Here is a 14,172-nt window from a genome sequence, read left to right on the forward strand (position 1 = left end):
TCAATCACCAGACACCACGCGAAGCACGTGTCTGCTATCGTCCACCCATCGCCCTCGCGGCATAAAACTCCGGTGTCCGGTCCCGGGGTGGAACTTCAGTCCCGGACCGTGATCTGTGGCTGGCGCGATGGTCGTCGACGGTCGGGTACGGATTGTCCGATCAAACGGCGGTCGACGGCGCTGTGCGCGCACTCAACGCCGAGCGCCTTGCCCGGTACGTCACCGGTGTGTAACCGGTCCGTGCACGACGGTCTCGGGCGTCATGGGCTAAGCGTGGGTCCGCAGAACGTAGTGGTAGTTGCCTTTCCCGACGGTGCGGTTGAGGGTGGCCGTGATCGAGGCGGCGTTGTCCCGTGGGCCCTGGACGTACAGGGGCTGGCCGTTGCGGCCGAACGTGATTGCGCTGGGTGGCGTCCATTCGCCGAGATGCCGGGCGACCAGGTCGAAGTCGGGGTGCGGCTCGAATCCCAGGCACGTGCGTACTCGATGCCACCGAACACCAGATGCTGGACGAGGTCCAGCCCGACCGGCAGTGGCGGCTCGTCGTGGGCGTCGAAGTAGAAGGCGACGAACGCGTCCAGATCACCGGCGGCCATCGACCTCGGCCCGAGGGTGTTCTTCAGCCCCAGGCAGAAGGTGTCAACCAGGTACCCGCAGACCGTCACCCGATCGCGGCGCTCCTGACGGGCGACAACCACGTTGGCCAGACCGCCGTGCAGGTCGGAGCGGTCGAAATCGACATCAGGCCACTCGGGATGCCCGGTCACCGTCAGCCCACCGCTCCACCGCGGACTCACCCAGCAACCCACCAACTGGTGCGGGTTGGCGGCGGCCTGCTCTGCGGCCATGGCCCGCACCAACGCCGTCACCCGCGCGGCGGGGACCCCGACCGTACGAGCGATCTGCTTGGGCGTACATCCTTGGGTCCGCAGCGTGCGCACCCGCTCGATCAACTCGTCATCCGTGCTCATTTACCTGGTCCTTCTCCAGCCGCACTGCTTGGGTCACCCGCTGTTGCCGGCTGCTGCCCACGCCCGTGCCTGGGCGAAGGCCCGCAGCTGATGGTGTCGTCGTCTACCTGCGGGACACGGCATCCTATTCGAGGAGTACGGGACGACACGATGCCTCGTCAGCGTGATGACCAGCCTGGGCACGCGGTATCGAGTAGGTCGTCCGCAACGGCCGCCGATGCTTGGTCAGCAGGTGAACACGTAACGGGCGTAGGTGTCCATGTGTCTCCGGCGCCGAGCAGGCCGTCCCGGGTGGTGCAGCCGGGATCCAGGCTGTCAACCGTGCCCTGCTGGCCCGGTTGCTGCGCGATGTGGAGCAGGCGTGGCGGCGTGGCTGGCAGCCGGCCGAACTGGTCCGGGTGGCGCGCCGTGAATGCGGCGCACGGCACGGCCGGCTGATGGTCGATGGCATCGCGGCGCGGATGCGCGGCTATCCGAAGGCGGCCGTCGACCAGCGGTGGCAGGCACAGCTGACGATTCTCGACGCACGGGTGTGGTGGGAACACGATGACCATTACGTGACGGTCTAGGGTGACCGGCTGGGCCTGGACCGGGCCGCGGTGATCACCGTGATGATCGGCGTGCTTTATCTGCTCGCGACGCTGCCGGCGATCGAGGTGGTCGGTCCGCCGCCTGGCGATGCCCGGCCGGCTGGGGCTGCCGCACCGGCCGATCTCGACCAGCGGATGCTGGATCGGGTTCGGGCGTTGCTGGCCAAGGCGGAATCGACCGACTTCCCAGAGGAGGCGGACGCGTTCACCGCCAAGGCACAGGAGTTGATGGCCCGGCACCGCATCGACCATGCCCTGCTGGTAGCGGCTACGGGCGAACGCGACCAGCCGGTCACCCGGCGGATAGCCGTCGACAATCCGTACGAGGCGCCGAAGTCGCTGCCGCTTCAGGTCGTCGCGGAGGCGAACAGTTGCCGGGCGGTGTGGACGAAGCGGTTCGCCTTCACGACCGTCGTCGGCTTCCCCTCGGATCTGGACTCCACCGAGTTGCTGTTCACGTCGCTGCTCGTTCAGGCGACCAGGGCGATGACCCAGGCCAAACCCGCCACCGACGAGTACCGGCGCAACACCACCCGCTCGTTTCGGCAGTCATTCCTGACGGCGTACGCGTCGCGGATCGGTGAACGACTCAGCGCCGCCGCCGACGAGGTCGGCCAGGAAGCGGTCAGTTCTGGCCGGGACTTGCTGTGGGCAATCCTGCGGCCTTGGCGCATGCGAGCAGTCGCCGGTCGTAGGTGACGAAGGCGATCAATGTCGTCCCGGACTCGTTGGTGAGAACCTGGGCGGTGGCGAGGTGGATGGCGTCGAGGCTGCGCAGCGTCGGCTCGGCGTACGCGGCTGCGGTCGCGCGGATGGTGTTGTCGATCTCCAGTCGGAAGAGCCGTCCGACGGCCGCCGGGACACCGATCAATGCCTGCGGGGCTGACCGGCGCAACGCCCGCGGCACTTCCACTTCGACGAGAGCGGACGAGACCAGCGGCACGTCGTCGTGGGTGTTGAGCCAGGAGACCAGGTCAGCGCTGCATGCTTCCTGCCGAACCAGCTTGACGACGGCGGCGGAATCCAGATAAATCACCAGCGCTCCTCGTCTCGCATCGCGGCGACCGTGTCGGCAACGTCCACACCCTCGTCACCGAGCTTCGGCGGAAGCGGAACAGGACCGCCGCCGGCCGGGGCGACGGCCCGGCCCGAGGCCACCAGCTTGGCCAGCGTCGACCTGTCGTCACCCACCGGAACGAGCCGGGCAATCGGGTGCCCCCGGTCCGTGATCTCCACGGTCTCGCCACCGCGCACCCGAGCCAACACCTGGCTTGTGTTCTGGTTCAGCTCCCGCACACCGATACGCTCCATGCAGCCGAGTGTAGAACAGAATGTTCTACGTCACCAGTCGCTCGGCCGCGGCGGCTTCGATCAGGTTCCTCGTTCATCTTGACCTGCGCAAACGCAGCGACAACGGGTCACCGACTATTCTCGCCGGTTGGTTCGCACGGTGTTGCCTTCGGCCCACGGTACTGGTCTGGGGGCGACCCCAGACCCCACGGTCCGGTGGTCGCTCTGGGCGGTTCGGTCACAGCCGGAGCTTGGCGGCGCCTGAAATCCCGGCGCCGCGACTTGACGGCACTATTGGGCCCCATGACACGTTGCTTGACGACAAGGAACGTCAAGGTGGGCCGCTCACGGCGATAGGTATGACTGGCAGCACGGCCGGCCGCCGGGGACACTGCGGTTTCGGTCGGCGAACTCAAGGAGGCGGTAGCGGCTCGAGCCGTACCGTGAACGCCGTTGGCGAACTGCTGGGAAAGGCCCGGCGGCAAGCCGCCGGGCCGCACCACCGCGATCAGCCGTTGATCGGTACCCAGGTGTTCTGGTCGGTGAGATCCTTGAGTTGCAGGCCCTCGGCGATCTTTCGGATGATCGCGTCGGGCACCGCCGAGGTGAAGTCCGCCACGCCGATCAGGTAGTCGCCGTGTTTGATCGTGCACGAGTGGCGGCCGGCGAAGCAGTTCAGGCCCTCGGCCAGGGGATCCTTGGGCTTGCCCGTCGAGACGACGATCTTGACATTGCCGGGCAGCACCTCGTCGACCGTGGTGGCCGGGTCGGCGACCGGGCCGGCGTGCAGGTAGACGTCGGACTCTTCGCTGCTGTTCGCCGCCGCGGTCTGCTTGACCGCGATCGCCTGCCAGCCCGAGGGCAGGTAACCCAGCTTGTACGGCACCTTGAGCTGGTGCTTCTTCGCGGAGGTGACCAGCTTTGCGGATATTTTCACCGCATCGGCGCGGGTGAGCGCGACGTGGTCGTAATTCGGCACCAGCGTGGCCCAGGCGCCGTCCCGGTACTGCCAGGCCAGCGCGGTGCGGACGTACTTGGTGACCTTGTCGACCGGCGAGAGGTAGGTCAGGTCGATCGCGATGGCCGGGCGGCCGCCGACATCGACGGTGTACCGCTCACCGACCCTGAGGGTCGAATCCTCGCCGAAGGTGAAGTCCCCCGGATCCCATACGCCGGCCCCGTATACCGTGATGGTCGCCCCGGCGTACGGATAGTTCGTGCCGTCGGCGTCGGTCCAGACGTCGCCGTCGCGGTATACCGGAATCTGCTGGTAGCCGGCGGTGATCTGACCAACCGGGCCGACCTGATACGCGCCCACCCGGTAGTCACCGAGCGTAGAACTGAAGTCGACCTTCTTCACCGGAAGTGGCGACGGTGTGGTCACCGGACCGGTCGGCCCCGAGGCCGCCGGCTGGGCCGCGCTGAGCGTGTCCGCGCTGCCGGGCAGCGTGTTCACCGCCGCGAGCACCACACCGAGACAAGCCGCGACGCCCACGGCGCCGGCCGCGACCGCACGCCGCCGCCGGATCCGGCGGCCGCGGGCGATGATGTCATCGGTCGTCGTGTGCGGCGCGGGCGCCCCGCCCCGCACCCGCTTCAACACGTCCAGGATGTCGTAGGACATTGTCGTTCCCTTCGTATGCATAAAGAGTGATGTCGGCGGCGGCCAGCACGGCGCGCAGCGTGTCCAGACCCCGTGCGCTCTGGCTCTTGACGGTGCCCGGCCGGCAACCCAGGACTTCAGCGGTCTCGTCGACGCTGAGACCCTCGAGGAACCTCAGGACGAGGACCGCCCGCTGCCGGGCCGGCACCCGCGCCAGCGCGGCCCGCAGCCGTAGCCGTTCGTCGACCTCGTCGGCCGGATCTTGTCCGCCGACCTCGGGCAGCGCGTCCCCGGCCGGGCGCTCACGCCGCCACGGCCGGCGTTTCTGCCCGATAGCGGCGCGGACCACCATCGTGCGGGCGTACGCGTCCGGCGTCGCGACCTTGTGCCAGCGCAGGTAGAGCTTGGCCAGCGCGGCCGCCACCGCGTCCTCGGCCGCCTGCCAGTCGCCGCAGGTCACATAGGCGAGCGCGCGCAACGGCTCGAACCGCCCGCGCACGAACTCGCGGAAGTCGTCCTCGGCTTCCAATCGGTGTCGCTCCCTCCGACGTCTCGGTCGTGTGTCGCCGGTAAGAGGCGAGGCAGCGCCGGCGAGGTTGCACGCCCGGACGACGAGTTTTCCCGTCCCGGTCAACCGCGGGACGGTCCGATGCCGATAACCCGGGCAGGCGGCAGGAAGCATTCGGTGTCGCCGGCTAGTCGTCTACATCGGAGTGAACGAATGTTTGAACCAAGGTTTACTCTCGGTTCAGGCTTACGCTGCGGATAGCCGCGGAAAGCACTGCTGGACGAATCGCATGGGACAGGAAGCATGCCAATTGATCCAGATGATGGCTCGAGTCCGGTTCCCGCGCGCGTCGAGGCGCAGGCGCAACAAGCGCTGGATTCGACCATCGTGTACGTCCCGGCCCACCCTGGTCCGAAGCCGGGCAGCGGCGTCGTGCGCTTCGAGACCCGCCGCCTTCCCGGCGGCGAGGCCGTGGGCGTGGCCTATCGCAGCCAGTCGGCGCTGGTGGAGGCGCTGGGCCACGCCCAGCCCTGGATAGCCTTGCCGCTGTCGCGCCTGGAACTGATCCTGGGTGCCGCCGGCATTGCTCGCACGCTGATCGACCCCGCGGCCGAGGAGTCGGCCGTCTGGTGGACCCCGGAACGGGTGTCCGCCTTGACCGAGCGCCTGGATGGTGAACATGGGTAGCGGCTTTCAGACGACGTTGCAGGACCTGGCCAACGCCGCGGGGTCGTTTCACGACGGCGCGGACCAGTTCGCCAAGGCGCTCGGTGCCATCACGACGCTCAAGGCCGACTCCGGTGACGGCGGGCTCGACGAGACTGTCCAGGCCGTCCTCGCGGCTATCGACGCCCTGCACAGCCGGGTGGTCCAAGGGCTGCGGGAAACAGGTGACAACCTCGACAAGGTTCGCGCGGACTACCAGCGGTCGGATGTGAGCTCGCGGGAGCTCTACGACGACATCATGCGGGCCGAACCGATCGACAAGGGCTGAGGTAGCGACGGTGGCGGAGCTTTGGGTGGGCGGTGACTCCGCTTCCCTGCGTACGGTGTCGGAAGCTCTTGAACCTTGCGAGTCACGAGCGAAAGCCGTCGTCGGCGTCATCGGCGACGACGTGCGGAAGATCACGCAGGACAACAGCTGGAGCGGCGACGCCGCGACGGCGTTCGCCACGCACTGGGAGATCGCCTCGGTGGCCGCCTCCGCGGTCGGCTCATTCTGCTCGGCCGCGGCGCATATCTTGAGCAACCTGGCGGGGCAGCTCGACAAGACCGACGCGGCTCTGCGCCAAGCGGCGGCCGACGCCCGCGCCCAGGGTGCTCCCATCGGCTCGGACGGCCGTCCGATCACGGGACCGGTCAGCGCGGCCGAGTACCAGGCCGCGGCCGAGTACGAAAACGTCTGGCAGGTGGCGCAGGACGAGGCGGAAGGCTTCCGCGTCGAGGCGAACCGGGCGCTGCAGGATCTTCTGAACGAGATGATGAAGCTGGTCGACGGCGCCGGCGACGGGGTCGAGCTGGCCGGTGCGGACAAGGTGGCGCTGGCCGACTATCTGCGCGGCATCGGGGCCATTCCCGCGGCCACCCGCGCCCACGTCGACGGCCTGGTCGAAACGGCCCGCGCCGACTACCAAACCCGGCGGGCGGCGTGGCTGAAGGAGCGGGACGTGGCCCGAGCCGAGCAACGGGCCATGTCGCTCGACGTCAAGCTCGCCCGCAGCGGGGCATTACGCGATCTCAACGCCCTGCAAGGCGAGCTGGATGCGCTGACCCGCGAGAGCCATCCGATCGCCGGCATGCTCAACGTGAGCGTCGGCGACGTGGTGGACGGTGTGCGGGCGCTGAGCGGGGCGAGCAAGGCCGCCGAGGGGTCGAAAGCGCTCAGCTTCCTGGACGACGTGCCGGTAATCGATGTCGCCGCCGCCGGTCTGGGCACCTATTTCCAGGCGACCGACGACATGTCCAAGGGCGAGAACGCGCCTCGAGCGATCGGTGAGGACCTCACGGCAAACGTCGCCGGCCTGGCCGCCGGCGCCGCCGTGGGTGGCGCGGTAGCGGGCGCGATCGCGGGCGCACCGGTGGTGGCGGTAGCCGCCGGCGCGGCAATCGGAGGCGCGGTCGCGGTCGGCGTCGGCGACCTGGTCTACGAAGGCTTCCACGAGCACTGGGACGAGGACATCCAGAAGGACGGCGTGGTCGGCGGACTCCTGGCCGGGACCGGGCACACGTTCGAAAGCACCGGCCGCGACCTGGGCAACCTGGCCAAGGGTGTGGGTGGCGCGGCGAAGTCCGTCTGGCATAGCGTTTTCGGCTGAAACCGGGAGGTGTCGAATGGGGCGAAAGCAACGACGGCGGCAGGCCCTCGCCGCCGCTGTTCCGGCACCCTCGGCACCGGACCGCAACGGCGCTCGCCTAGGCATCGGCCTCATCTGGACCGTCGTGATGGTGGTCATCGTCGTGGTCGTCGTCTTCGCCGGCCTGCTCCTCGGCGGCGAGTGGTACGAGTGGTGGCACCACCACGGCGGCGCGGATCAGTCGTGGGTCGTGCCGGTCGGCGGCCTGATCGGCGCCCTCCTCGGGATTTCGATCTGTCACCTGGCTCGCGGCTGGGTGCAACGCCTGCGGTTGTCGCGTCTGCGGCACGGCGGCGTCGCCACGACCGGGCAGGTGATAGCCCGCCTCGACGAGTACGCCAGCAACCCACGCGGCCCCGGCATGACCTTGTACCGGGTCAGCGTGGCCTGGACCGACGAAACCGGGCCGCAGATGGGCGAGCGCCGCTACCGGTTCTGGGGCCACGGCGACCGGGCATTCGAGGAACTGACGGAACGCGGGACCGAGGTCAAGGTCCGCTACCCAGCCGGCCGTCCGCGGCGCTTCATCATCGACATCCCGTACGCAACCACCATGGCCGACCAATTCCTCTGAACCTCAGGCAGCGCGCTACGCACGGCACTTCGATGCGAGAACTCCGCCCCGGTGGGCCCCTTGTAGTAGTCCCGCGGGTGATGTGTCGCGGTGGGCACTTATCTGCGATGAAGGAAAGATGTCTGATATGGCGGGTTCGCTCGGTGATGCTAGCCTCGCCCGCTGACGGTCCATCGATCCTCGGTGGCCGATTCACCCGTATAGGGATAGACAGAGGCCTGGGAGCATAAGGGAGAGGTGTCCTGGTGTTCGATCGGCCGGGCGAGGACGAGGAGCCCGACGCGACAGTGGCGATCGGCAGTGAGTCCGAGCCGACCGTCTCCCTCGGCGACGGGTCCGAGAAGACGATCGCGATCGGCGGGGAGTCCGAGGCGACAGCGGCGATCGGCGACGGGTCCGAGAAGACGATCGCGATCGGCGGCGGGTCCGAGCCGACGGTGGCGCTCGGCATTTCGCCCGACGCGACGATCGCTATCGGCCCTGGCCACGTTGCACCCGGTCAGCACGAGCCCGGACATCAAGAACCCGAGCGGCGCCGGCCGGGCCGCGGCGGGCTCGCCGGTGCGGCCGATGGCCTGCTCGGCAAGGGCCGGGAACTGGGTGAGCGGCTAGGCGCCAAGGCCCGGCAGGAGCTGGGCGGTGACCAGCATGTGACACGCCGCCGGCTGCTCGCCGGCGTCTCGGGCGTGGTCGGCCTGGCGCTCGCGGGCGGCATTGTGGTGGAGGCGACGCAGAGCCCGTCACATCAGCCGCGGGCGACGGCGAACTCCCGCGGGCCCAACGGCCCGCGCTCCGCTGGTCCGACCGAGAACGCCCCCACATCTGCGGCGCTGCCCGAGCAGCGGCGCCCGGTCCGCACGCTCGCCGAGTACCGCAAGCTGGTGCCCGGGGCGGCGTTCCCGGCCGACGCGGTAGCGCTGACCATCGACGACGGTCCGCACCCGGTGTGGACCCCGAAGATCCTCGGCCTCCTGGAGAAGTACCACGTGCCCGCGATGTTCTGCATGATCGGCAACCAGGTTCTCGGGCACGAGACGGTCGCCCGGTCGGTCACCGACGAGGGGCACCAGCTGGCCAACCACACCTGGAGCCACCCGATCACCCTCGAGAAGGAGCCGCCCGCCACGATCCGGCGGGAGATCGTCCGGGCCCAGGACAAAATCTACGACACCACCGGTTACGCGCCGAAGCTGTTCCGCTCGCCCGGCGGCGCCTGGTCGAGCACGGTCTTCCAGGCGGCCGCGCACAACGGGCTCATCCCGCTCGACTGGAGCGACGACCCGCGCGACTGGTCCCGCCCCGGCGTCGCCAAGATCGAAAGCAAACTGCTCGCGGCCAAGCCCGGCGAGATTCTGCTCTGCCACGACGGCGGCGGCGACCGCTCGCAGACCTATGCGGCGCTCAGCAGCGTCATCCCCGCGCTGGTCGCCCGCGGTTACCGGTTCGTCGCGCTCTAAGAAAGTCGGATGGTTTTCGGCTCCTGCCGAGACTCCCGACGGTGACCGATTGGGGGAAGAGACTCGTAGCCGATTTTCAGCCCTTACACAACTTGGTCACAGAGGCCGCCAATATCGGCGGGACAAAGTATGACCATGACCCTGATAGTTGGGCAAACAGTCGGCCCGGCGACGGCGCCGGTGGAATCGCGCCGGGGCGCCGCGATCTGGGAACGGCAGGCGCTCGCCGTCCTGCTGATCGGCTCGGCCGTGCTCTACCTGTGGAACCTGTCCGTATCCGGGTGGGCCAACTCCTTCTACGCGGCCAGCGCCCAGGCCGGTTCAATGTCGTGGAAGGCGTGGCTGTTCGCGTCCCTCGACCCCGGCAACTCCATCACCGTGGACAAGCCGCCCGCGGCCATGTGGGTCATGGGGCTGTCGATGCGGATCTTCGGCGTGAACAGCTGGGCACTGCTGGTTCCCGAGGCTCTGATGGGCGTCGCCAGCGTCGCATTGTTGTACGCCGCCGTGCGCCGCTGGTCCGGCCCCGTCGCCGGCCTGCTCGCCGGTGCGGCGCTCGCGCTGACCCCGGTCGCGGTGCTGATGTTCCGGTACGACAACCCGGACGCCCTGCTCGTCCTGACGCTGACCGCCGCCGCGTACACGACCGTACGCGCCGTCGAATCGGCGTCCTGGCGGTGGCTCGCCCTCACCGGGGTCCTGCTCGGCTTCGGCTTCCTCACCAAGATGATGCAGGCGTTCCTCGTCCTGCCCGGACTCGCCTTGGTCTACCTGGTCGCCGCGCCCACCGGCATCGGCCGCCGGATCCGCCAGCTGCTCGGCGCGGGCGCGGCCGTCGTCGTCTCGGCCGGCTGGTTCGTCCTGCTGGTCTCCCTGTGGCCGGCCTCGTCCAGGCCCTACATCGCCGGATCGACCAACAACTCGCTGTGGCAACTCGCCATCGGCTACAACGGCATCAGCCGCATCCTCGGCCGCAACCGGGGCGGGGGCGGCCACCCGACGGCGTCCGGCGTCGGCGGCGTGGGCGGCGGCGGACATACGGCGCTACGGGCGACGGCCCTCGGCGGCGGCCACGCGATAGGCGCCAACACACCCGGCATCGGCCGCTTGTTCGGCGCCGGCTTCGGCCCGGAGATCTCCTGGTTGCTACCGGCCGCCCTGGTCGCCCTGCTGGGCCTGTCCATCGGCACATGGGGTCGCTCCCGCACCGACCGCACCCGTGCCGCGGCCATCCTCTGGGGAGGCTGGGTCATCGTCACCGGCATCACCCTGAGCTTCATGAGCGGTACGGATCACTCGTACTACTCCCTCGTCCTCGCCCCCGGCATCGCCGCACTCGTCGCCATCGGCGCCCGGCAGTTCTGGGTCTGGCGCTCCCCCGCATCCGCCGACCAGCCCCGCCCGCTGCTCGCCCACGTCGCCCTGGCCGCGATGCTCCTGGCCACCGGGATCTGGAACTTCGTCCTGCTCGGCCGATCCACCTGGGCGCCGGGCCTGCGCTGGTTCATCTTGCTCGCCGGGGTCCTGGCGGCGGCCGCGATGCTCGTCCCAGCCTCCCTACCGCGCCGAGCCCTGGTCGTAACGACCGCGACGATCGCAGTCGTAGCCGCCGGCACCGGCAGCGCGGCCTGGGCGATCGCCACCGACGGATCCGCACACACCGGTTCGTCCCCCGAAGCCGGCCCCGCAACCGCCTCCGCCACGGGCAACGGCAGCAGAACCGGCCGCGCTCAGGGCAACGGCCGCGGCACCGGCAAACGCGGCCGGAACGCCGGCCTCCCCGGCCGGCGAGGCGAAAGCGACGCCAACCCCGCCCTGGTGACGCTCCTCGAGGCCACGACCGGCAACCGCTGGGCAGCCGCGACGAACGGCTCCATGCAGGCCGCCCCACTCCAACTGGCAAGCGGAAAATCCGTCATGGCCATCGGCGGCTTCTCCGGCAGCGACCCCGCACCGACCCTCGCCCAGTTCCAGACCTACGTACGCGACGGCGAGGTCCGCTACTACCTGGCCAACGGAGCCGGCGGAACCCGCCGCTCCGGCAACCGCGGCCCATCCATCAGCACCTGGGTCTCCACCCACTACACCGCGACCATCATCGGCAACACCACCGTCTACGACCTGACCAGCCCCAAACCAAACTGACCACAGAGATCCCCGTATTACATCCAGCTGGCGGGGAACGGGCCTTGGCAAAGCCTTGCCCGGGCCTCCACTATCCGAAGTAGCATCAACGGTCATGACTGTGTTGACTGGCGATCGCCTGCCATCCGTCCTGGCCGCCGGTGTCGCCGCCCTGATCGGGGTTACCGGCGCTGGTGTGCTCAGCGTGGCGCCCGCATCCGCGGCCGCTCAGAAGCCGTCGCCCGGGTCCGCGGGGCTCGGCGACCGGCTGTACCCGACGCTCGGAAACGGCGGGTACGACGTCCAGAACTACGATCTCTCGCTCGACTACGCGCGGAAGGACCCGGCCCAGCAGATCACCGGGAACGTCACGATCACCGCGCGAGCCATCCAGAGCCTGTCCCGGTTCGACCTTGATTTCGCCGGTGACGCGGTCGGCGCGGTCACCGTCGACGGCAGGAGGGCCGCGTTCACCCGGTCGGGGGAAGAGCTCGTCATCACGCCCAGCCGCCCGATCCGCGACCGCGCCGTCTTCACGGTCGTGGTGAGCGGCTTCCGGGCTACCCCGGTCGCTCCCGACGCGGATGCGCCGGTCGGCTTTGTCAAGACGCCCGACGGCACCGTGCTCGCCGGCCAGCCCGCCTCGTCGCACAACCTCTTCCCGAGCAACGACCACCCGAGCGACAAAGCCACGTACACGATCAAGATGACCGTGCCGGACGGATGGACCGCCACCGCGAACGGCACGCTGGTCCGCACCAGCGAGAGCCACGGTCGCGAGTCGTGGGTCTACCGCGAGAAGAACCCGATGGCCAGCGAGCTGGTCCAGGTCGCGGTGGGTGACTTCCTGCAGTACTCGCGGGGGAAGGTCGACGGCATTCCGATCCGCGACGTGGTGCCGCGCCGGCTCGCCGGCACCCTGCTGCCCAGGTTCGCCAACGAGCTGGAGCAGATGAAGTGGATGGAGAGCAAGGTCGGCAAGTACCCGTTCGAGAACTACGGCGTGGTCGTCATCGACGGCAACCTCGGCTTCGCGCTCGAGACCCAGACGCTGTCGCTCTTCGACACCGGCTCGTTCCCGTCCGACTCGGCCGGGCTCGACCCGGTGCTGACCCACGAGCTGGCGCACCAGTGGTTCGGTGACAGCGTGGCGCCCGAGGTCTGGAGCAACGTCTGGCAGAACGAGGGCCACGCGTCCTACTACGAGGTTCACTACGCGGCCGAGCACGGCACACTCAAGACGTACGTCGGCTTCGACACGCTCGAGGCCTACTACAAGAACAGGTACGCCCGCGGTGACCAGTACCGCGCGACGTACGGCCCGGTGGCCCGCCCGCTCAAGTCGGACTCGATCTGGGACGTCTTCAACCCGAACGTCTACTCGGGTGGCTCGGTCGTTCTCTACGCCCTCCAGCAGCAGGTGGGTGATCGCAAGTTCGCCAAGATCGAGCGGGACTGGGTGCAGCAGAACAGGGGCAAGTCGAAGTCGACCGAGGACTTCATCGCCCTGGCGTCGAGGGACTCCGGGCAGGATCTGCGCGGCTTCCTCAACGACTGGCTCTACGGCAGCAAGACCCCGCCGATGCCGGGTCACCCGGACTGGACCGTCACCCCGGTGACGCCGGCGACCACGGCCGCGGCGGCGCCGGCAGCCCCACTCACGTATTAGTCACTGCGGGTTCAGGCCGGGGCGCGTCGCCCGCCCCGGCCTTGAACGATCCGCATTTCGCGTCTTGTGGACTGGTCACCGCGCGAGGATCAAGGCCACCGCGGCCCAGAAGGCGAGACAGAACCCGACGACGCCGACCCAGACCGCGACCAGCCAGGCGCGCTCGGCCGGCGGCCGGACAACCTCCTCGGGACGCGGACGGCCGGCCAGGACAAGGGCCACCTCGTGCGGCGACAACAGCGATTGTGCTGATCTGAGCATCTGTGCCTCCCGACATCGGTTGGGCTGGGATGCCTCAAGGATCGCCCACCGAACGCCGTCACCGCCTCTGCCGGAAGTCCACGGTCACGACCCGGACACCCGCCGATCGGCCGATGAGACCACCCACGAGTTGATTCGTTCGGCGCCTGGACCGGCGTTTGCGGGGGTGGGGAGCCGGCCTCCACCACCTCGTGGGCCGCGCCGGCCGCGGCCATCGCGTTCGCCCACGTCCCGGCCTCGGCGCCGCTGACCACGGTGCCGACCTCGTCGACGAGCGCGGCGCCGGCCCCTTCGCTCCATTCGGCGAACAACGCCCGGGAGCGCCCGGCCAGCACCACCATGTCGGGGTAGGCATGCGCCAGACGAAAGATCCGAGTGTCCCCGGCTGAACGCTCACCCATCGGCTGGCCGGGTTCATGACAGCGGACGTCAACTCCATGCCGGAGCAACGCGACGGTCGCCGACAGGCCGATGACCCCGCCACCGATAGCTGCCACGTTCATACCGGCCGACGCTATCAGCGCCCGGCAGCGACATGGGCGCGCGAACTACCTGGTCCGTCTTGCTGCGGTTGCTCGGCCCGGCACCGGTGCCGGACGGCGAGACCTGAGGGCACACCTTTCCGCGTACGCAATCCGGCAGTTGTTCGACCGCGCCGCCGCCTCGACGACGTGCGGTACGGCGACGGACACGCTCCGTGGCTGACGCATTCGTGTTCACCCATATGGTCGGCGACAACAGCCGTTGCGCCGATCCCCGGTTGCTCCCCCG

General features: G+C 69.2%; 13 protein-coding genes and 2 pseudogenes. 8 read left to right on the top strand and 7 right to left on the bottom strand.

What is annotated here, in order from left to right:
* Positions 1-260: 260 nt before the first annotated feature.
* Positions 261-971 carry a hypothetical protein gene (locus IH26_RS53915; protein ID WP_051808447.1) on the bottom strand — a complete coding sequence of 237 codons (711 nt, stop codon included), beginning with the start codon at positions 969-971 and terminating at the stop codon, positions 261-263.
* Between the two features lie 287 nt (positions 972-1,258).
* Here IH26_RS53915 and IH26_RS64265 point away from each other — a divergent pair.
* A pseudogene (locus IH26_RS64265) lies at positions 1,259-2,200 on the top strand (DUF2786 domain-containing protein); the annotation flags it as partial.
* Here IH26_RS64265 and IH26_RS58210 read toward each other — a convergent pair.
* The 4 genes from IH26_RS58210 to IH26_RS0124005 form a co-directional block, all read right to left on the bottom strand.
* Positions 2,187-2,597, bottom strand: coding sequence for a type II toxin-antitoxin system VapC family toxin (locus tag IH26_RS58210; RefSeq protein ID WP_084599036.1), 411 nt, complete (start codon positions 2,595-2,597; stop codon positions 2,187-2,189). The pseudogene IH26_RS64265 and the gene IH26_RS58210 sit on opposite strands and share 14 nt — an antisense overlap.
* The gene (locus IH26_RS0123995; RefSeq protein WP_030438475.1) at positions 2,594-2,872 is read right to left on the bottom strand and encodes a type II toxin-antitoxin system Phd/YefM family antitoxin; all 279 of its coding nucleotides are present in this window, start codon (positions 2,870-2,872) and stop codon (positions 2,594-2,596) included. Before IH26_RS0123995 ends, IH26_RS58210 begins: the two co-directional genes overlap by 4 nt.
* Before the next feature lie 487 nt (positions 2,873-3,359).
* Positions 3,360-4,475, bottom strand: coding sequence for a hypothetical protein (locus IH26_RS0124000; RefSeq protein WP_157437362.1), 1,116 nt, complete (start codon positions 4,473-4,475; stop codon positions 3,360-3,362).
* On the bottom strand, positions 4,402-4,983 hold the full coding sequence (locus tag IH26_RS0124005) for a SigE family RNA polymerase sigma factor (RefSeq protein WP_030438477.1): 582 nt from the start codon (positions 4,981-4,983) through the stop codon (positions 4,402-4,404). Before IH26_RS0124005 ends, IH26_RS0124000 begins: the two co-directional genes overlap by 74 nt.
* A gap of 282 nt (positions 4,984-5,265) precedes the next feature.
* Between IH26_RS0124005 and IH26_RS53925 the strand changes: the two genes are divergently transcribed.
* From IH26_RS53925 to IH26_RS0124040, 7 genes are all read left to right on the top strand, one after another.
* On the top strand, positions 5,266-5,649 hold the full coding sequence (locus IH26_RS53925) for an SAV_915 family protein (RefSeq protein WP_034215889.1): 384 nt from the start codon (positions 5,266-5,268) through the stop codon (positions 5,647-5,649).
* Entirely contained in the window at positions 5,642-5,956 is a 315-nt protein-coding gene (locus IH26_RS0124015) for a DUF6317 family protein (RefSeq protein ID WP_030438478.1), read from the top strand. The genes IH26_RS53925 and IH26_RS0124015 overlap by 8 nt, the downstream gene beginning before the upstream one ends.
* A 121-nt stretch (positions 5,957-6,077) precedes the next feature.
* Complete coding sequence (locus IH26_RS0124020) at positions 6,078-7,277, top strand: hypothetical protein (RefSeq protein WP_030438479.1); 1,200 nt, start codon at positions 6,078-6,080, stop codon at positions 7,275-7,277.
* 16 nt (positions 7,278-7,293) lie between these two features.
* Positions 7,294-7,890 carry a DUF3592 domain-containing protein gene (locus IH26_RS0124025; protein WP_030438480.1) on the top strand — a complete coding sequence of 199 codons (597 nt, stop codon included), beginning with the start codon at positions 7,294-7,296 and terminating at the stop codon, positions 7,888-7,890.
* A gap of 245 nt (positions 7,891-8,135) precedes the next feature.
* Entirely contained in the window at positions 8,136-9,347 is a 1,212-nt protein-coding gene (locus tag IH26_RS0124030) for a polysaccharide deacetylase family protein (RefSeq protein WP_051808448.1), read from the top strand.
* 129 nt (positions 9,348-9,476) lie between these two features.
* Positions 9,477-11,492: an ArnT family glycosyltransferase gene (locus tag IH26_RS0124035; RefSeq protein WP_030438482.1), complete on the top strand. Its 2,016-nt coding sequence runs from the start codon at positions 9,477-9,479 to the stop codon at positions 11,490-11,492.
* A 94-nt stretch (positions 11,493-11,586) separates the two neighbouring features.
* Complete coding sequence (locus IH26_RS0124040) at positions 11,587-13,140, top strand: M1 family metallopeptidase (RefSeq protein WP_034215890.1); 1,554 nt, start codon at positions 11,587-11,589, stop codon at positions 13,138-13,140.
* Positions 13,141-13,215: 75 nt separating this feature from the next.
* Here IH26_RS0124040 and IH26_RS63070 read toward each other — a convergent pair whose 3' ends face one another.
* Both IH26_RS63070 and IH26_RS64595 read right to left on the bottom strand, forming a co-directional pair.
* Entirely contained in the window at positions 13,216-13,401 is a 186-nt protein-coding gene (locus IH26_RS63070; protein WP_245665452.1) for a hypothetical protein, read from the bottom strand.
* A gap of 188 nt (positions 13,402-13,589) precedes the next feature.
* Positions 13,590-13,904 (bottom strand): annotated as a pseudogene (locus IH26_RS64595) (FAD-dependent oxidoreductase); the annotation flags it as partial.
* Positions 13,905-14,172 lie beyond the last annotated feature (268 nt).

This window comes from Actinoplanes subtropicus, assembly GCF_000721705.1.
GTDB classification, from domain to species: Bacteria; Actinomycetota; Actinomycetes; order Mycobacteriales; family Micromonosporaceae; genus Actinoplanes; species Actinoplanes subtropicus.